The organism is Pseudomonas chlororaphis (genome assembly GCF_001921865.1).
GTDB lineage: Bacteria > Pseudomonadota > Gammaproteobacteria > Pseudomonadales > Pseudomonadaceae > Aquipseudomonas > Aquipseudomonas chlororaphis_D.
The window spans coordinates 153710-172614 of record NZ_MSCT01000018.1 but is presented as its reverse complement, the minus strand read 5'-3'; the positions used below and the strand labels follow the sequence as shown (position 1 = coordinate 172614).

The following is an 18905-nucleotide window of genomic DNA, read 5'->3' as shown; positions in this document are numbered from 1 at the left end:
TATGCCCTAGAGGGTCTTCCAACCGCCGCCCAGGGCTTTGTACAGGGCAATGCTCGATTGCACCCTGGACAGCCGCAACTGCACGTTCTGGTCCTGGGCGGCGTACAGCGTGCGCTGGGTTTCCAGTACCGTCAGCAGGTCTTCGGCCCCGGCCTGGTAGCGGCTCTGGGCGATCTCGAACGCCCGCTGCGCCTGGTTCAGTTCTTCGCCTTGCCATTGTCGCTGCTGGTCCAGGCCGCGAATGCTGTTGAGGGCCTTTTCCACATCGGCGAAGCCATTGACGATCGCGCCGCGGTAGCTTTCCAGCAGTTCCTCCTGGCGGGCCGTGGCGCGGTCGCGCTCGGCGCTCAGGCGGCCGTTGTTGAAGATCGGCGCCACCAGGCCGCTGGTGAGGTTGTAGAAGGGGCTGCGCAGTATGTCGTCGAACTTGGCGGCGCCCGAGCTCAGGTTGGCGGTCAGGGTCACGGTGGGCAGCATCGCCGCCCGGGCCACGCGGACATCGGCCTGGGCCGCCGCCAATCGGGCTTCGGCGCTGGCGATATCGGGACGGCGGGCCAGCAGGTCGCTGGGCACTCCGGCGTCGATGCTCGGCCAGTTCAACCGGGCGAAGGGCTGGTCGCCCAGGGCCAGGCTCTGCACCGGCCGGCCGAGGAGGGCGGCAAGGGTGATCAGGGCTTCTTCGGCTTGCTGGCGAACCAGCGGCACCTGGCGTTGCTGGGCCGCCACCAGGCTTTTCTGCTGGGCCAGTTCCAGGGCAGTGGCCGAGCCCGAGTCGTAGCGGGTCTGCACCAATTGCAGCACATTGCGGGCATTGGCCAGGTTGAGCTCGGCAATCCGGCTTTGCTCCCTGAGCGACAACACCTGGGCGTAACTGTTGGCCACGCCGCTGAGCAGGGTCAGCTCCACGGTGGCCTGGTCGAATTCGCTGGCCTGGACGCCCAGCAGGGCGCTGTCCCGGGCGGCGCGCCGGCCGCCCCAGAAATCGACTTCGTAGGTGGCGCTCAGGCCGACGTCGAAAGAGTCCACGGTCTTGTTGCTGCTGTCGGCATCCAGCTGGCTGTAGCCGCTGCCGCGCAGGAGTGTCTGGCGGTTGGCGTTGAAGGTGCCGGTGACGGCGGGCAGCAGCGGCGCGCCGGCGATGACGGCGCTGGCCTGGGCCTGGCGGACCCGGGCCATGGCTGCCGCCAGGTCGTGGCTGCCGGCGCGGGCTTCGGCGATCAGGCGGTCGAGTTCCGGGCTGCCGAATTGCAGCCACCAGCGCGGGTCTTGCTGGCGCTGGGCCAGGCGCTCGGCGGAATGCCAGGCCGCCGGGGCTTGCAGGCCGCTGTCCGGGCGCGGCGCCGGGCTGCTGCAGGCGGCCAGTATCAGGCTGGCGGCGATAAGGGTCAGGTGCGCTTTCATAGGTCGATCATTCACTGGTAAGGGCCGTGACCGGGTCGAGTAGGGCGGCTTTGCGGGCCGGCATGAAGCCGAAGATGACGCCGGTGACCAGGGCGCAGGCGAAGGCGCCGAGGATCGCCGCCAGGGAGAAGGCCACGGCCACTTTGCTGAGCATCAGCACGCCGCCGATGATCAGCGCCAGGGCGATGCCGGTCAGGCCGCCGACCACCGAGAGCATCACCGCCTCGGTGAGGAACTGGCGCAGGATGTCGCGCTGGCGGGCGCCGGTGGCCATGCGGATGCCGATCTCGCGGGTGCGTTCGCGCACGGTCATGAGCATGATGTTCATCACCCCGATGCCGCCCACCAGCAGCGAGATCGCGGCGATGGCGCCGAGCATCAGCGACAGGGTGTTCTGGGTGCGGGCCTCGGCCTGGATCATCGCCGCGTTGTTGGTCAGTTCGAAGTCGCGCTTGCCGCCGTGCATGCGCAGCATCAGTTCGTCGATCTCGCGTTCGGTCTGCTTGACCCGGCTGGCATCGGCGGCGGCAATCGCCACGTACTGCGGGTTGTGGTCGCCGAACAGGCGGATGCTGGCGGCGGAGTAGGGCACGGCGATGCGGTCGTCGCTGTCGCTGTCGCCGGAACTGGCGCCTTTCTCCGAAAGCACGCCGACCACCTGGAACGGCACGTTCTCGATCAGGATGTACTGGCCAATGGGGTTGGCCACGTCCTTGAGGAGTTTTTCCCGGACCTTGTGGCCGATCACCGCCACCGCGGCCGCCGAGCGTTCGTCGGCTTCGCTGAAATAGCTGCCCTGGGCCACGGGCCAGTTGAAGATTGCCGGGAAGTTGGTGTCGTTGCCGCCCACATAGCTCATGTAGTCGGCGTTGCCGAAGCGCACCCCGGCCTCCGCGCCGTTGACCGGCATGATGCGTTTCACCTGGGGCAGGTTGGCCAGGGCCGCGACGTCGTCGAGGGTGACGATGCCCTCGGGCGTGCGCGGGTTGGGCGAGTAGCCGCTCAGGTAAATGATGTTCGAGCCGAAGGCGCCCATCTGCGCCATGACCTGGCGCTTGCTGCCTTCGCCCACCGCCAGCATGACCACCACCGAGGCGACGCCGATGACGATCCCCAGCAGGGTCAGGGCGGTGCGGAAGCGGTTGATCCACATCACCCGCCAGGCCGCTTGCACGGCGTCCACCAGTTCGCCTTTCCAGGCGCCGTTGTGTTCGCTGCCCTCGGCCAGGCGCTGGCGCAGGTCCACCGCTTGCAGGGCGCCGCTGTTGGCGCTGGCCTGGACTTCGGGGTGTTCGTCGGCGGTGTCGCTGATGATCTCGCCGTCGCGGATTTCGATGATGCGCTTGGCCCGGGCCGCGACTTCGCGGTCGTGGGTGATGAGGATCACCACGTGGCCCTGGCTGGCCAGTTCGTCGAGCAGGGTCATGACCTCGGCGCCGCTGTGGCTGTCGAGGGCGCCGGTGGGTTCGTCGGCGAGGATGATGTGCCCGCCGTTCATCAGCGCGCGGGCGATCGATACCCGTTGCTGCTGGCCGCCGGACAATTGGTGCGGGCGGTTGCCGGTGCGGCTGGCCAGGCCCAGGCGGTCGAGCAGGGCGGCGGCGCGGGCGTGGCGCTCGGCCGCCGGGGTGCCGGCGTAGATCGCCGGCATCTCGACGTTTTCCTGGGCCGAGCCCGAGGGAATCAGGTGGTAGCCCTGGAACACGAAGCCGAAGGCTTCGCGGCGCAGCCAGGCCAGTTCGTCGCTGTCGAGCTGGGCGACGTTTTCCCCGGCGAACAGGTAGTCGCCCGAGGTCGGGCGGTCGAGGCAGCCGAGGATGTTCATCAGCGTCGACTTGCCGGAGCCGGAGGCGCCGACGATGGCGACGAATTCGCCGGCGTGGATCGACAGGTCGATACCCCGCAACACATCCACTTGCGGGGTGTCGCCGCCGCCGTAGGATTTGCGGATGCCCTTGAGATCGATCAGCGGAGTCTGCATTCAGCCCCCGCTGCTTTCGGTCGGGCCGATCAGCAGGTGCTCGCCTTCGGCGAGGCCCTCCAGGACCTGGATGCGCAGGCGGTCGCTGATGCCGACCCGGACCTTGCGCTCCTCGATCGAGCCGTTCTTGGCCACCACCCGCGCCAGTTGCACGCCTTCGTCGGTGCTGCCCTGCAGCGCGGCAATCGGCGCGGTGAGGGTGTCTTGCGCGCGTTCTGAGACAAAAAATACCTGGGTGGTCATCTCGGCCATCAGCGCGTTGTCGGCGTTATCCACATCCAGCAGCACGGTGTAGAGCACCACCCGGCCGCTGCCGCTCTTGCTCGAACTGTTGGGGCTGCCGCTGCCCTGGCTGGTTTCGTTGAGCGGCTTGGGCGGGATCGGCAGGATCTGCCGCACGGTGCTGGTCCAGCGCCGGTTGCCGCCGCTCAGGGTGGTGAAGTAGGCGCTCATGCCCGGCTTGACGTGGCCGATGTCGGCTTCGGACACCTCGGCCCAGACGGTCATCGGCGACAGCCGGGCGATACGCAGGATCAGCGGCGTCTGCTGCTGGGCGTTGAGGGTCTGGCCTTCGCGGGCGTCCACCGCGACCACGGTGCCGGACATCGGCGCATAGATGCGCGTATAGCCCAGTTCCGCCTGGTCGCTGCGCAGGCTGGCCTGGGCCTGGCGGATCTGCGCCTGGAACATGTCGATCCGCGCCTGGGTGGCCTTGAGTTCGGCGCGTGCGGTCTGCACGTCTTCGTCGCGGGTCGCGCCGCCGGCGGCGAGGTTCTGCTGGCGCTGGTACTTCTGCCGGGCCAGTTCGTTCTGGGCCCGCTGCTCCTGCAACTGGGCCTGCAGGTTCTCGATGGCGAAACGGCTGGCGTCGAGCTTGGCCTGCTGGGTGGCGGGGTCGATTTCCACCAGCAGCTGGCCTTCCTTGACCGCATCGCCGGATTCGACGTGGATCTTGCGGATCTGCCCGGAGGCCTGGGCGCCGACGTCGACATAACGCCGCGGTTGCAGGGTGCCCAGGGCGGTCACGTTGCTTTCGATGGTGCCGCGGCTGACCTGCACGGTGGCGAACTGGTCGCGCCCTGGCGGCAGGATCTGCCAGGCGGCGATGGCAACGACAGGAATCAGACACAGGGTGACAAGCAGGGCGCGTCGGGAATGACGGGGACGTTTCATGCAGGGTTCCGGCCAATGGAAATCGACCCGTCGTCCGGCCGCCCCGGGAGGCGTGGCATGGCTGGAGGCTGTCGGCAGAGCGACAGATACGGGGAGCTGTCAGGTAGACGAGAGGCGTCGGGGGGAATTTAAGCCGGGACACATGGCGTTACAGCTGCGGCGGAAGGTATAGCCGACGAAAATAAACCCGGCGAATCGACACGGCACTTTAAATCTATATGAGAATTACTATAAATTACGCCACTTCTAAACTGCCATCATCGAAGCGCCAGCCCCAGGCTCGGTCGTCGGTCGTGCTCAAGGACAAAAGCCGCGTGTCGCGGTCGGGAGTCATGTTGGAAAACTACTATCGCGAGCTGGTGTGTTTCCTCAACGCCAAGCTGGGCAACCTGCAGGTCGCCGAAGATGTGGTGCATGACGCTTATGTGCGGGTGCTGGAACGTTCCAGCGACACGCCGATCGAGCAGCCGCGGGCCTTCCTTTATCGCACGGCGCTGAACCTGGTGATCGACGGCCATCGGCGCAACGCCCTGCGCCAGGTCGAATCCCTGGAGGTGCTCGACAACGAAGAGCGCTTCTTCAGCCCCTCGCCACATACGTGCATCGACCACGGCCAGCGCCTGGACATGCTGCAACGGGCGCTGGCCGAGCTGCCGACGCTGTGCCGGGAAAGTTTCCTCCTGCGCAAGCTCGAAGGCCTGTCCCACCCGGAGATCGCCGAGCGCCTGGGGATTTCCCGCAGCCTGGTGGAGAAGCACATCGTCAACGCGATGAAACATTGCCGGGTGCGCGTGCGGCAGTGGGACGCCCATTGATCCTTCTTTGTTAAATTTCTTTTCATTGTCCTCGTTCCTACTCAACAGACGACCTGCTGCCTTGTCATGGGCCGGTCAGGTCACCGTCGATTTCTCCCCGCGTTGAGGGGCTCTTATCCAGAGGACACTGGAAATGACACAGGCAATTGCATCGACCATCGTTCACGACCTGATCGGTATCGGTTTCGGCCCCTCGAACCTGGCGCTGGCTATCGCGCTGGAAGAGCGTGGCCAGAGCCAGGGTCCGCTGGACGTGCTGTTTCTCGACAAGCAGGCCGACTACCGCTGGCACGGCAATACGCTGGTGGCCCAGAGCGACCTGCAGATTTCCTTCCTCAAGGACTTGGTCACCCTGCGCAACCCGACCAGCCCGTATTCCTTCGTCAACTACCTCAAGCACCACGGCCGCCTGGTGGACTTCATCAACCTGGGCACCTTCTATCCGTGCCGCATGGAGTTCAACGATTACCTGCGCTGGGTCGCCGGGCACTTCCAGGAGCAGAGCCGCTACGGCGAAGAAGTGCTGGGCATCGAGCCGGTGCTGCACAACCAGCAGGTCGAGGCGCTGCGGGTGATTTCCCGCGACAGCCAGGGCCAGGAGTTCGTGCGTACCAGCCGTTCGGTGGTGGTCAGCCCCGGCGGCACGCCGCTGATCCCGGAGACCTTCAAGGCGCTCAAGGACGACGGCCGGGTGTTCCATCACGCCCAGTACCTGGAGCGCATGGCCAGCCAGCCGTGCAGCGGCGGCAAGCCGATGAACGTGGCGATTGTCGGCGGCGGGCAGAGCGCCGCGGAAGCCTTCATCGACCTCAACGACAGCTTCCCTTCGGTGCAGGTGGACATGCTGGTCCGCGGCTCGGCCCTGAAGCCGGCCGACGACAGCCCGTTCGTCAACGAAGTGTTCTCGCCGGCCTTCACCGACCTGGTGTTCCAGCAGCCGAGCGGCGAGCGTGAGCGCCTGGTCCACGAATACCAGAACACCAACTATTCGGTGGTGGACGTCGACCTGATCGAGCGCATCTACGGCATTCTCTACCGGCAGAAAGTCTCCGGCGTCGCGCGCCATGTGTTCCGTACCCTGACCACGGTGGAGAAAGCCACCGCCACCGCCCAGGGCATCGAGCTGGTGCTGCGCAACACCTCCACCGGCGAGTTGAGCACCCGCCACTACGACGCGGTGATCCTCGCCACCGGCTACGAGCGCCAGACCCACCGCGCGCTGCTGGCGCCGCTGGAAGCTTACCTGGGCGACTTCGAGGTCGATCGCAACTACCGGATCATCACCGACGAGCGCTGCAAGGCCGGCATCTACACCCAGGGCTTTAGCCAGGCCAGCCACGGCCTGAGCGACACCCTGCTGTCGGTGCTGCCGATCCGCGCCGAGGAGATCGCCGCTTCGCTGTACGAACACGACAAAGGCCGCCACAGCCGTTCGGTGCGCGACCTGCTGCTGGCCACCGCCAGCTGATCGAGCGACCCACCCTGCGTCGGTGGGTCCGTGTAATCCTGTAGGAGCGAGCTTGCTCGCGAAAAAATGGCAGGGCTGGCATTCGTTGTCGGCTGATCGGACGCCTCGCGAGCAAGCTCGCTCCTACAGAAAAAACGGGCAGGCCAACCCCCGTATTTCCTACCTTTTGGCCTCGTCCGCAGGCCCCTTCCTGAACCTTCGCTGAAGAAGGTTTCGATTCCCCCGCCGGCGCTTTGCCGCCGATTTACTCTGCAAAAACCGCGGCGTAAGCTGCGCGCGTTTTCCATCACATGGAGACCCTCAGTGGGTACTTGTTCGAGTGACAGTAGTCGGCCGGTTGCGATGACCGGCGCCTTCCCGGCCAGATAACGCGCCCGCTTCTTGTGCCGTTGTCTCGCCTCGACAGCGAGCGGCGGCTTCCCGACCGCGGCCTTCACGGCCCGTTCCCGATGTCCCTCTCATCGACACTGCAACAGCGGGTGATGCCTGGCTTCGTGCCGCGTCGCCACGCTACGGCCGCGCCTGCGCGGCCGACGGACCAGGGCCGATTGCGAGTCTTGCGGCGCCGACCGTTAGGGGATATCGATGAACCTCACCCTGCTCAAAGAGTTTTTTGCCGGCTTCCTGCGGACCCGGCACTTCGCCCGGCACTTTCGCCGCCTGGCCCTGCTGGAAAGCTTCAGCGACGCCAGCGTCAGCCGCGACGTGCCGCCCAGCCTGGCGCACACCCTGGTGGCGGCGGCCAACAGCGACGCCGCCGGCCTGCTCGAAGGCCTTGGCAGCCACACCGACGGCCTGAGCGACGCCGAGGCCCAGGCCCTGCGCGAGCGGCACGGCCTCAACGAAGTCGAGCACGAACAGCCGCTGCCGTGGTGGACGCACCTGTGGCATTGCTACAAGAACCCCTTCAATTTGCTGCTCAGCCTGCTGGCGCTGATCTCCTGGCTGACCGAAGACCTGAAGGCGGCCACGGTGATCCTGTCCATGGTGGTGCTCTCGACCCTGCTGCGCTTCTGGCAGGAGGCCAAGTCGAACAAGGCCGCCGACGCGCTCAAGGCGATGGTCAGCAACACCGCCACCGTGCTGCGGCGCGACGTCGCCGACAGCGCGCCGTCGGTGTTCGCCCGGTTGCAGGGCGAGGCCGTGGCGAGCCCGGGCTTGCAGCGCCTGGAGCTGCCGATCCGGCAACTGGTGCCGGGCGACCTGATCCAGCTGTCGGCCGGCGACATGATCCCCGCCGACTGCCGGGTGCTCAGCGCCAAGGACCTGTTCGTCAGCCAGGCGGCGATGACCGGCGAATCGATGCCGGTGGAAAAATTCCCGCGCCAGCAGGACGCCGACACCCTCAATCCGCTGGAGCTGGACAACATCCTGTTCATGGGCACCAACGTGGTCTCCGGCGCGGCCACCGCGCTGGTCCTGACCACCGGCAACTCCACCTATTTCGGCGCCCTGGCCCAGAGGGTCGGGGCCACCGACCGCGCGCCGACCTCGTTCCAGAACGGCGTGAACAAGGTCAGCTGGCTGCTGATCCGCTTCATGTTCGTCATGGCGCCGCTGGTGCTGTTCATCAACGGTTTCACCAAGGGCGACTGGATGGAGGCGCTGCTATTCGCGCTGTCCATCGCCGTGGGCCTGACCCCGGAAATGCTGCCGATGATCGTCACCTCGACCCTGGCCAAGGGCGCGGTGTTCCTGTCGCGCAAGAAAGTCATCGTCAAGCGCCTGGACGCGATCCAGAACTTCGGCGCCATGGACGTCCTGTGCACCGACAAGACCGGCACCCTGACCCAGGACAAGATCTTCCTCGCCCGGCATGTGGATGTCTGGGGGGAGGAGTCCGACGACGTGCTGGAAATGGCCTACCTGAACAGCTACTACCAGACCGGCCTGAAGAACCTGCTGGACGTGGCGGTGCTGGAGCACGTCGAAGTACACCGCGAACTGAAGGTCGGCACCGCGTTCCAGAAGGTCGACGAGATTCCTTTCGACTTCAACCGGCGGCGCATGTCGGTGGTGGTGGCCGAGAAACAGCGCCCGCACCTGTTGATCTGCAAGGGCGCGGTGGAAGAGGTGCTGGCGGTGTGCACCCGGGTACGCCACGGCGACGCCGAAGAGGCGCTGAGCGACGAGCTGCTGGCGCGGATCCGCCAGGTCACCGCGGCGTTCAACGGCGAAGGCCTGCGGGTGGTGGCCGTGGCCGCGCGGCCGATGCTGCGCGGCGGCGACAGCTACAGCCTGGCCGACGAACGGGAGCTGACCCTGATCGGCTACGTGGCCTTCCTCGACCCACCCAAGGACAGCACCGCGCCGGCCTTGCAGGCCCTGGCCGCCCATGGCGTGGCGGTGAAGGTGCTGACCGGCGACAACGAGCTGGTCACCGCGAAGATCTGCCGCGAAGTCGGCCTGGAACAGCAGGGCCTGCTGCTGGGCAACGACATCGAGCGCATGAGCGACACGCAACTGGCCCGGGCCGTGGAGACCGCCAACGTCTTCGCCCGGCTCACCCCCGCACACAAGGAACGCATCGTCCGCCTGCTCAAGGGCAACGGCCACGTGGTCGGGTTCATGGGCGACGGCATCAACGACGCCCCGGCCCTGCGCACCGCGGACATCGGCATCTCGGTGGACAGTGCGGTGGATATCGCCAAGGAAGCGGCGGACATCATCCTCCTGGAAAAAAGCCTGATGGTGCTCGAGGAGGGCGTGCTGGAGGGACGGCGGACCTTCGCCAACATGCTCAAGTACATCAAGATGACCGCCAGCTCGAACTTCGGCAATGTGTTCTCGGTGCTGGTGGCCAGCGCCTTCATTCCGTTCCTGCCGATGCTGCCGATGCACCTGCTGGTGCAGAACCTGCTGTACGACATTTCCCAGATCGCCATCCCGTTCGACAACGTCGACGATGAGATGCTGGCCCGGCCGCAGCGCTGGCAGCCGGGGGACGTGGGGCGCTTCATGCTGTTCTTCGGGCCGATCAGCTCGATCTTCGACATCGGCACCTTCGCCCTGATGTGGTACGTGTTCGACGCCAATACCCCGGACCACCAGACCCTGTTCCAGTCCGGCTGGTTCGTGGTCGGGCTGCTGACCCAGACCCTGATCGTGCACATGATCCGCACGCCGAAGATCCCGTTCCTGCAAAGCCGCGCGGCCACGCCGCTGCTGGTGATGACCGGGCTGATCATGGCCATCGGCATCTTCCTGCCCATGGGCCCGCTGGCGCACTACTTCAAGCTGCAGGCGCTGCCGTCGCTGTACTTCGTGTTCCTGCCGGCGATCCTCGTGGCGTACATGGCGCTGACCCAGGCGGTGAAAGGTTTCTATATCCGGCGCTTTGGATGGCAATAAAGCAGCTATAAGCTTCAAGCGGCGAGCCGCAAGCTGCGAGTTTGAGGCGATCGGCTTGTAGCTTGCCGCTAATAGCTTGCCGCTGCCTTCAAGAGGAACCTTCCCCATCATGCAAGCACTCGACAACATCAACCTGACCTCCCTGGTGGACACCCTGGTCAGCCTCAGCGCGGCCTTTATCCTCGGCGGCCTGATCGGCTTCGAGCGCCAGTACCGGCAACGCACCGCGGGCCTGCGCACCAACGTGCTGGTGGCGGTGGGCGCGGCGATCTTCGTCGACATGGCCAACCGCCTCGGTGGCGCCGAAGGCGCGGTGCGGGTGGTCGCCTACGTGGTGTCCGGCATCGGTTTCCTCGGCGCCGGGGTGATCATGCGCGAGGAGGGCAATGTGCGCGGCCTGAACACCGCGGCCACCCTCTGGGCCTCGGCGGCGGTGGGCGCCTGCGCCGGCGCCGACCTGATCCTCGAAGCCCTGCTCGGCACGCTGTTCGTGCTGGCGGCCAATACCCTGCTGCGGCCGATCGTCAACAACATCAACCGCCAGCCGCTGGACGTGATCTCCGCCGAGGTCACGAACATCGTCTATGTGATTGCCCATCGCTCGAAGCAGAAAGCCGTGTTCGCCCTGCTCGAAGCGGAGCTCGAGCGCTGCAACTACCCGGCCAGCGATATCGACGTCCACGCCTTCGGCAACGACGACGTGGAAATCGAAGCCACCCTGGCCACCACGTCGGTGGACGGCGACGAGCTCGACGCCCTGGTGGTGCGCCTGTCCGCCTCGGCGCTGGTGGAGCAAGCGTTCTGGAGCCCCAGCACCACCGAATGATCCGCGCGCCGGCCTGGCCGCTATGTGCGAGGTGTCTTTCTGAGAATCGGCTTAGGACCGCATTAGGTTTTTCCCAGAGAAAATTGCCTATTTGCACTGTCGGTTTGGGAATAATCCTAAAGAGTGGGCCAAGGGTCATCGGATAGTCTGTTGGGCTTCTGGTGTCCACCGATGGCTGTCGTGCCCATGCCCAACAAGTATCTGAGAATCCTGATCGCCGATGCGTCGCCGGATCAGTGCGATCGTATCGAGCGATTGCTGAATAGCCTGGGGTATGTGCGCATTGCGTCGGTGTCGTCGTTTCGCGAGCTGGTCAACCTGACTCACTATTCCTGCGAACCCTTCGAGAATTTCGACCTGTTGCTGCTCTGCGGCGAACTGGCGTTCGCGGCCGGGGTGGACGCCGGCGTGTTCTGTCTGGACAACCCGCAGATTCGCCACGCGATGATCTACGGCGGTCATTGCGAGCATGCGTTGCCGGCGCTGCTGGGCATCGAGACGCAGCAGCAGGTGCTCTGGGTGCGCAAGGCGACGCCGCAGCGCCTCCAGCGCTTCATGTCGCATATCGACCCGCCGGAACCCAGCGGTTAGGGCCGTGCCCTGCGTTGACGCCCCGTCGGGCGAGCGTGTGGCGGCGACTGGCGGCCCGGTAGTTTCAGAAAAACCTTAAAGAAAACCCCTGGTCGCTGTCCTAGCCTTCATCCATAGGCTTGGAGCCTGCCACCCCTGACTTATTTTTTCATGGTCGAAAAAAATGCTGAATAAAACGTTACGAATCCTGATTGCCGATGAGCAGCACTTTCATCGAATGAAGATCGAGCGGGTGTTGAATCAGCTGGGTTACTACCGGATCGCGCCGATGTACCAGCTCGTCGAGGTGTTGAGCGTCGTGGAATATGGCAGCGAGCCGCTGGACCTGGTGATCGTCAACGCCGCGTTCGGGCGCCAGGCCCAACTCGACATGCTGGATTTCTGCCTGGACAACCCGCAGGTCCGCCATGGGCTGATCTATGGCGTGGAGCCGCGCTGCCTGCCGTCGATTCCAGTGGGCCGCCAGCGCAAGCTGTACTTCAGCAGCCAGCCGTTGCCGGACTACGACACCCTCAGCAGTCTGATGCGGGCGGTCGATACCCACCGTCGGAGCAATGCCCCGGCGGCCGGCAGGCTGCTCAGCAGCTCCAACGAGGGCCAGATCGTCCCCGACGGCCTGCTGTTGAACGCCGTATTGCGCTGAGGCCTCAGTCCCACGCCGGCGCAATGCCGGCAGGGCTGGTCAGGCGATAACCGCGCTCCAGGCCGGCGATGCGCTGCATGTCCGCCGCTGTCAGGGTCAGGGCACAGGCCTTGAGGTTGCTTTCCAGGTTCGCGCGCCGGGTCGAGGAGGGAATCACTGCATAACCCGATTGCATGGCCCAGGCCAGGGTCACCTGAGCCGGCGTCGCCCGATGCTGCGCGGCGATCTGCTGGATGACCGGGTCCGCGAGCACTTCGCCGTAGGCCAGCGTCATGTAGGACGTGATGTGAATCCCCTGGCTCCGTGCAAACTCCACCACCTTGCGGTTCTGCAGATACGGATGCAGTTCGATCTGGTTGCTGGCGATCTGCCCGGCGCCGACCGCGGCGATGGCTTGGCGCATCAGGTCGACGGTGAAGTTGGAAATGCCGATCTGCCGGGTCAGCCCCAATTGCCTGGCCTCCAGCAGCGCGCCCATGAATTCCTCGACCGGCACCTGGTTTTCCGGGGACGGCCAGTGGATCAGGGTCAGGTCCAGGTAATCGGTGCGCAGCTTGCGCAGGCTGTCCTTGAGGCTGGGGATCAACTTGTCCCGGGCGAAGTTGGCGACCCAGATCTTGCTGGTGATGAACAGTTCGTCGCGGGGGATGCCGCTGTTGGCGATGGCCTGGCCGACATCGGCCTCGTTGTCGTAGATCTGGGCGGTGTCGATGGCCCGGTAGCCCAGTTCGAGCGCGGTGCTGACCGAATCGATGACGACCTGGCCTTGCAGGCGGAACGTGCCGAGGCCGAAAGCGGGTACAGACATGAAGGAACTCCTGGTGGCAGGGGAAAGGCCACGAGTATCCCGGCCCGCACCGCTCAGAAAAACCGCCGGCGGGGCAAAGGAATCTTTACCGCGAATCACGAATATTCCCGCCGACCCGGGTCACCCCGTCCCTGCAGGAGCGAGCATGCTCGCGAAAAATACGGCGGCTTGCGCTTGCCAGCGGCTGGAAAACCCTTTGCAAGCCAATCGAGCGCCGACCGGCTGCTCCGGCAGGACGCAGCAGCTTCAGCCGCGGGGTTCGAGAATCATGCAGGTGGTAGTACCTGTGGCATACAGGCGGCCGTCGACGTCGTAGATCCGCCCTTCGGCCAGGGCGGTGGAGCGGCCCAGGTGAACGATCTTGCCCTCGGCGCGAACCGGCCCGGTACTGCCGGTCAGGGCGCGCACGTAGCTGATGCGCAGGTCCAGGGTGGTGTAGCCCTGGCCTTTTTTCAGCTGGGTATGGATCGCGCAGCCCATGCACGAGTCCAGCAGGGTCGCGGCATAACCGCCGTGGACCGTGCCCAGCGGGTTGTAATGCCGGGCGTCCGGGGTGCCCTGGAACAGGAAGAGCCCAGAGGACCATTCGATGGGGATGAAATCCATCAGGGTGCCGATGGGCGCCGTGGGCAAGTCGCCGTTGCCGATGCCGTCGAAGAACTCGGCGGGCGAGAAGGTGCTGACTTCGGCCATGGACAGGCTGCCGGGGCCGGCGAGGCGGGCGCGCATCGCCTGTTCCTGGGCCAGCCACTGGGCCAGGGTGGCATCGCGTGATGGGCTTTGCATGGGCGTTTCCTCGTTGAGCGGGAGAAGGGTGTGAAAATATTATGCTCGAAATATTTTTTCGGCCAGTGCCAAAACCGCCACACCTCGGAGTATTCGCGCGCCGCCGTCAGGTCATGTCGCTGCGGCTGAACTCCTCGCCGAGAAAGTCGATCAGGGTCCGCACCGACGGCAACAGGCCGCGACGCGAAGGGAAGATCGCATGCACGATCCCGCACTTGGGCGTCCAGCCCGGCACCAGTTGCACCAGGCGTCCGGCGGCCATGTCTTCGCGGACCACCACGCTGGGCAGGTGGGCGATGCCGATCCCCGCCAGCACCGCATGGCGCAGGGCGATCAGGTCGTCGGTGACCATCCGCGGCTTGTGGCGGATCTGCGCCAGGGCCTCGTCCGGGCCGAACAGTTCCCACTGGTATTCGCGCTGCGCCGCGCCCCAGTGCAGACTCGGCAGGCCGCTGAGGTCGGCGGGCGAGGCCGGGCTCGACAGGCGCGCGAGAAAGTCCGGATGGCCCACCAGGCACTGGGTGCTGTTGCCCAGCACCTTCATCACCAGGTCGCTGCTTTCCAGCGGCGGGAAGCGCACCCGCAGGGCGATGTCGAACCCTTCGTGGATCAGGTCGACCCGGCGGTTGGTGCTTTCGATGAACAGCTCCACCAGCGGGTACTTGAGCATGTAACGGGTCAGCATCGGCCCGACCCAGGAGTTGAGCAGCGCGGTCGGGCAACTGAGGCGCACCAAACCTTGGGGCTCGGAGCGGTTGCGTTCGATGACTTCCGCAGCGCTTTCCGCTTCCACGCGCATGGCCAGGCAACGCTGGTAGTACTCCTGACCGATTTCGGTGAGCGAACAATGGCGGCTGGTGCGATGAATCAAGCGCACGCCCAGGCGTTCCTCGAGCTGGGCAATACGCCGGCTGAGCTTGGACTTGGGCATGTCCAGGGCCCGCCCGGCGGCGGCGAAACCGCGGTGCTCGACCACCTGGGTGAAGTAATAGAGGGTGTTGAGATCTTCCACCATCGTTCTCCAAATGGAACGCTAAGGGCGATTTTTGCAGTCTAGTGCATCAAAGGTATGGGTTTTAAGGTGTCTGCACGAAATAACTCACCCATTTCGGAGGCACAGCATGAAAAACATCATCGGCATCTACACCAGCCCACGGTCCCATTGGGTGGGCGACGGTTTCCCGGTCCGGACCCTGTTTTCCTACGACAACCTGGGCAAGCACATCAGCCCGTTCCTGCTGCTCGATCACGCAGGCCCGGCTGAATTCACCCCGACCCGCGAGCGGCGTGGCGTCGGCCAGCATCCGCACCGCGGTTTCGAAACCGTGACCATCGTCTACAAGGGCGAAGTGGAACACCGCGATTCCACCGGCAGCGGCGGCAAGATCGGTCCGGGCGACGTGCAATGGATGACCGCGGCCTCGGGGATTCTCCATGAAGAGTTCCACTCCGAAGCCTTCGCCCAATCCGGCGGCACCCTGGAAATGGTCCAGCTGTGGGTCAACCTGCCGGCGCAGGACAAGATGGCCGCGCCCGGTTACCAGACGATCCTCGATGGCGATATTCCGGCCATCGCGCTGAAGGATCGCAGCGGCACCCTGCGCCTGATCGCCGGCGAGTACGACGGCGTCAAGGGGCCGGCCCGGACCTTCACCCCGATCGACGTCTGGGATATCCGCCTGAATGCCGGCAAGTACCTGAGCCTCGACCTGCATCAGGGGCGCAACACCGCCCTGGTGGTGCTGCGCGGCACGGTCCAGGTCAACGGCCAGGAGCTGGTGCGCGAAGGGCAACTGGCGCTGTTCGAGCGCGACGGCGACCAGCTCAGCCTGGAAGCCAACAACGACGCGGTGGTGCTGCTGCTCAGCGGCGAGCCGATCGACGAGCCCATCGTCGGCCACGGCCCGTTCGTGATGAACAGCGAAGCGCAGATCCACCAGGCCTTCGTCGACTTCCAGTCCGGCCGTTTCGGCCAGATGCCCGACTGACCCCCCATACCGACTTGCACAGGATGCGCGGGCCGGTTTCAGGGCCAGGGATGGCTGTTGCCTAAATAAAGAGGAAATGCACATGAATAACGTCAATGCGGCCAACTTCAATGGCCTGAAGCCGACCATCGACCCCAACGACGCGGCCATGCTGCTGATCGACCACCAGAGCGGGCTGTTCCAGATCGTCAAGGACATGGACGTACCGCAATTGCGCGCCAACGCCATCGCCCTGGCGAAAGCCGCGACCCTGCTGAAGATGCCGGTGATCACCACCGCCTCGGTGCCCCAGGGGCCGAACGGCCCGCTGATCCCGGAGATCCACCAGGAGGCGCCGCATGCCCAGTACGTGGCCCGCAAAGGTGAAATAAACGCCTGGGACAATCCCGAGTTCCGCGCGGCGGTCAAGGCCACCGGCAAGAAAACCCTGGTGATCGCCGGCACCCTGACCAGCGTCTGCCTGGCGTTTCCATCGATTGCCGCGGTGCATGAGGGTTACAAGGTGTTCGCGGTGGTCGATGCCTCGGGCAACCATTCGCGTCAGGCCACCGACTTGACCGTCGCTCGCCTGGCCCAGGCCGGGGTGGTGCCGATCGGCATCATGGCTACGCTTTCCGAGTTGCAGGGTTCGTGGAACCGCCCGGACGCCGAGCAGTGGGCCGCGGTCTACGCCCAGGCCATGCCGCATTACCAGCTGCTGATCGAGAGCTACATCAAGGCCCAGCAAGTGGCGAACGAGCACGAAGTGCTGGATTCCCAGCGCTGAACGAGCACCCCCACGCCGATCGATTCGGCATTGATACCAAGCGAGGACTACCCATGACTACCCCCTACAAGCGTCTCGACAAAAACAACGCGGCCGTGCTGTTGGTCGATCATCAGGCCGGCCTGCTGTCCCTGGTTCGCGACATCGAGCCGGACAAGTTCAAGAACAACGTGCTGGCCCTGGCCGACCTGGCCAAGTACTTCCAGTTGCCGACCATCCTCACCACCAGCTTCGAAACCGGCCCCAACGGCCCGCTGGTGCCCGAGCTCAAGGCACTGTTCCCGGACGCGCCGTACATCGCTCGCCCGGGCCAGATCAACGCCTGGGACAACGAAGACTTCGTCAAGGCGATCAAGGCCACCGGCAAGAAGCAACTGATCATTGCCGGCGTGGTGACTGAAGTCTGCGTGGCTTTCCCGGCGCTGTCGGCCCTGGAAGAGGGCTTCGAGGTGTTCGTGGTGACCGACGCTTCCGGCACCTTCAACGCCCTGACCCGCGATTCGGCGTGGAACCGCATGTCCACCGCCGGCGCGCAACTGATGACCTGGTTCGGCCTGGCCTGCGAGCTGCACCGCGACTGGCGCAACGACATCGAGGGCCTGGGCACCTTGTTCTCCAACCACATCCCGGACTACCGCAACCTGATCACCAGCTACAACACCCTGACCCAGGGTAAATGACCGACCTGTAGCCGCCGGCTGCGCCAGCGGCTAAAGAGGCGGTAACGCTGGATACAGGGGCCTTTGAGGAGGCCCCTGTTTTTTATTTTCCGGCTATACCTGCAAGGTTGCTTCTGTGCGATTGTCGCGTTTCCGACTGTGCTGGAGTTGCCCGATGCCGATTCTGTTCGCCGACCACCCGCTGTTCGCCGCGCTGGTCCTGATCCTGCTGGATATGCTGCTGTGGCGGGTGATTGGCTCGCGGGGCGGTTACTGGAAGCTGGTGGTGCGGGTGCTGATTTTCGGCCTGTACAGCGCGCTGCTGTTCAACCAGGGCATGAACCCGCTGCAGGCCGCGCCCTGGCCGGAGGACGTGCCGCTGCACCTGGCCGCCACCGGGTTGCAGATCGGTTGGTGGATCTTCGGCGCGCGGACCCTGACCGTGGTGCTCGGCGCCCTGATGATGCAGCGGGTCGGGCATACCGGGCGGTTGCTGCAAGACCTGATCGGCGCGGTGATTTTCCTGATCGCCATCATCGCGGCCATGGCCTATGTGCTGGAGCTGCCGGTCAAGGGCGTGCTGGCCACGTCCGGCGCAGTGGCGATCATTGTCGGCCTGGCGTTGCAAAGCACCCTCAGCGACGTGTTCTCCGGGATCGTGCTCAACACCACCAAGCCCTATCAGCTCGACGACTGGATCTCCATCGACGGCACCGAGGGCCGGGTCACCGATATCGACTGGCGCGCCACCCGCTTACAGACTTCCCAGGGCAGCATGGCGGTGATCCCCAACTCCATGGCGGCCAAGGCCAAGATCATCAACTTCAGCCGTCCCGCCGATATGCACGGGCTGGCCATCAGTCTTCAGGTCAGCCCCCACGCACGACCGCAAACGGTGATCGAGGCGTTGGAGCGGGCGGTGCTCGGTTGTCGGTTACTGCTCAATACGCCGGCCCCCAGCGTGGCCCTGAAAAGCTCGGGCAACGCCGGGGTGGAGTATGAAATCAGCGGCTTCGTCGCGTCCATGGGGCAGAAGCGCGACGTGCGCAACCAGCTGTTCGACCTGGCCTTCCGGCACTTGCAGGCGTCCGGCGTGCGGCTGTTGTCCAGCGGCGAAAGCGATGCGCCGGCGAGCCTGTCGCGACCGCGGGCGCTGCTGGACAGCTCGAGCATCTTCTCCACCTTGCGCCAGGAGGAGAAGGAAACCTTCAGCCAGAACATGACCCTGCAGACCTTTCGCGCCGGCGAAACCATCCTGCCGGCGGGCGAGGTCAGCGATCACCTGTTGATCATCGAGTCGGGCGTGGTCTCGGTGAGCCTGATCCGCGACGGCAAGCCGTTCGAAGCCGGACGCATGGGCCCGGGCGAAGTTATCGGCGAGGCGGGGGTGGTGTCCGAACAGGCGACCCTGGCCGACTTCTCGGCCAAGACCTTCTGCACCCTGTACCGCATCGAAAACGAATACCTCAAGCCTTGCCTGGATGCGCGACGGGATATCAACGAGGCAATGAAAAACCTCCTGGATTTCCGCCAGCACATCGCCCAGACCCTGACCCAGGAAGCCCCGCGGCCCGCGGTGAAAAGAGGTTTCCTGCAATGGCTGCGCAACCGCGCATGACCCCAAACCGGCCTCTGTAGGAGCGAGCTTG

16 protein-coding genes are annotated in these 18905 nt (G+C 65.2%); 10 read left to right on the top strand and 6 right to left on the bottom strand.

Features of this window, described 5'->3' with window-relative positions; genetic code table 11:
* Window positions 1–6: 6 nt before the first annotated feature.
* Genes BTN82_RS19710 through BTN82_RS19700 form a run of 3 tightly spaced genes read right to left on the bottom strand, consistent with a single transcriptional unit; the run spans window position 7 to window position 4555 of the window.
* A complete protein-coding gene (locus tag BTN82_RS19710) occupies window positions 7–1401 on the bottom strand; it encodes an efflux transporter outer membrane subunit (protein WP_075120775.1) in 1395 nt (464 codons plus the stop codon).
* 7 nt (window positions 1402–1408) lie between these two features.
* Window positions 1409–3382 (bottom strand): MacB family efflux pump subunit, encoded by a 1974-nt coding sequence (locus BTN82_RS19705; RefSeq protein WP_075120774.1) that lies wholly within the window; start codon window positions 3380–3382, stop codon window positions 1409–1411.
* Entirely contained in the window at window positions 3383–4555 is a 1173-nt protein-coding gene (locus BTN82_RS19700; RefSeq protein ID WP_075120773.1) for an efflux RND transporter periplasmic adaptor subunit, read from the bottom strand. It abuts the gene before it with no gap.
* A 332-nt stretch (window positions 4556–4887) separates the two neighbouring features.
* On the opposite strand from BTN82_RS19700, the gene BTN82_RS19695 reads away from it, so the two are divergent.
* The 6 genes from BTN82_RS19695 (at window position 4888) to BTN82_RS19670 (ending at window position 12249) form a co-directional block, all read left to right on the top strand.
* A complete protein-coding gene (locus BTN82_RS19695; RefSeq protein WP_075120772.1) occupies window positions 4888–5370 on the top strand; it encodes a sigma-70 family RNA polymerase sigma factor in 483 nt (160 codons plus the stop codon).
* A gap of 133 nt (window positions 5371–5503) precedes the next feature.
* Window positions 5504–6838 carry a lysine N(6)-hydroxylase/L-ornithine N(5)-oxygenase family protein gene (locus BTN82_RS19690; protein WP_075120771.1) on the top strand — a complete coding sequence of 445 codons (1335 nt, stop codon included), beginning with the start codon at window positions 5504–5506 and terminating at the stop codon, window positions 6836–6838.
* Between the two features lie 585 nt (window positions 6839–7423).
* Window positions 7424–10189 carry a magnesium-translocating P-type ATPase gene (gene mgtA / locus BTN82_RS19685; protein WP_075120770.1) on the top strand — a complete coding sequence of 922 codons (2766 nt, stop codon included), beginning with the start codon at window positions 7424–7426 and terminating at the stop codon, window positions 10187–10189.
* 109 nt (window positions 10190–10298) lie between these two features.
* On the top strand, window positions 10299–11015 hold the full coding sequence (locus BTN82_RS19680; RefSeq protein ID WP_075120769.1) for an MgtC/SapB family protein: 717 nt from the start codon (window positions 10299–10301) through the stop codon (window positions 11013–11015).
* Between the two features lie 186 nt (window positions 11016–11201).
* Complete coding sequence (locus tag BTN82_RS19675) at window positions 11202–11606, top strand: response regulator (RefSeq protein ID WP_075120866.1); 405 nt, start codon at window positions 11202–11204, stop codon at window positions 11604–11606.
* A gap of 163 nt (window positions 11607–11769) precedes the next feature.
* Window positions 11770–12249: a hypothetical protein gene (locus tag BTN82_RS19670; RefSeq protein ID WP_075120768.1), complete on the top strand. Its 480-nt coding sequence runs from the start codon at window positions 11770–11772 to the stop codon at window positions 12247–12249.
* A 4-nt stretch (window positions 12250–12253) separates the two neighbouring features.
* Here BTN82_RS19670 and dkgB read toward each other — a convergent pair whose 3' ends face one another.
* The 3 genes from dkgB to BTN82_RS19655 form a co-directional block, all read right to left on the bottom strand.
* On the bottom strand, window positions 12254–13057 hold the full coding sequence (gene dkgB, locus BTN82_RS19665; RefSeq protein WP_075120767.1) for a 2,5-didehydrogluconate reductase DkgB: 804 nt from the start codon (window positions 13055–13057) through the stop codon (window positions 12254–12256).
* Window positions 13058–13303: 246 nt separating this feature from the next.
* Entirely contained in the window at window positions 13304–13843 is a 540-nt protein-coding gene (locus BTN82_RS19660) for a PaaI family thioesterase (protein ID WP_075120766.1), read from the bottom strand.
* Window positions 13844–13949: 106 nt separating this feature from the next.
* Window positions 13950–14858, bottom strand: a complete 909-nt coding sequence (locus BTN82_RS19655; RefSeq protein WP_075120765.1) for a LysR family transcriptional regulator — start codon at window positions 14856–14858, stop codon at window positions 13950–13952.
* Between the two features lie 106 nt (window positions 14859–14964).
* Between BTN82_RS19655 and BTN82_RS19650 the strand changes: the two genes are divergently transcribed.
* The 4 genes from BTN82_RS19650 to BTN82_RS19635 all read left to right on the top strand — a co-directional run bounded on the left by BTN82_RS19650 (window position 14965) and on the right by BTN82_RS19635 (window position 18874).
* Window positions 14965–15831, top strand: a complete 867-nt coding sequence (locus tag BTN82_RS19650) for a pirin family protein (RefSeq protein ID WP_075120764.1) — start codon at window positions 14965–14967, stop codon at window positions 15829–15831.
* Window positions 15832–15913: 82 nt separating this feature from the next.
* The gene (locus tag BTN82_RS19645) at window positions 15914–16597 is read left to right on the top strand and encodes an isochorismatase family protein (protein ID WP_075120763.1); all 684 of its coding nucleotides are present in this window, start codon (window positions 15914–15916) and stop codon (window positions 16595–16597) included.
* Between the two features lie 53 nt (window positions 16598–16650).
* Window positions 16651–17277 (top strand): isochorismate family cysteine hydrolase YcaC, encoded by a 627-nt coding sequence (gene ycaC, locus BTN82_RS19640; protein ID WP_075120762.1) that lies wholly within the window; start codon window positions 16651–16653, stop codon window positions 17275–17277.
* Between the two features lie 154 nt (window positions 17278–17431).
* Window positions 17432–18874, top strand: a complete 1443-nt coding sequence (locus BTN82_RS19635; protein ID WP_075120761.1) for a mechanosensitive ion channel family protein — start codon at window positions 17432–17434, stop codon at window positions 18872–18874.
* Window positions 18875–18905: the final 31 nt, after the last annotated feature.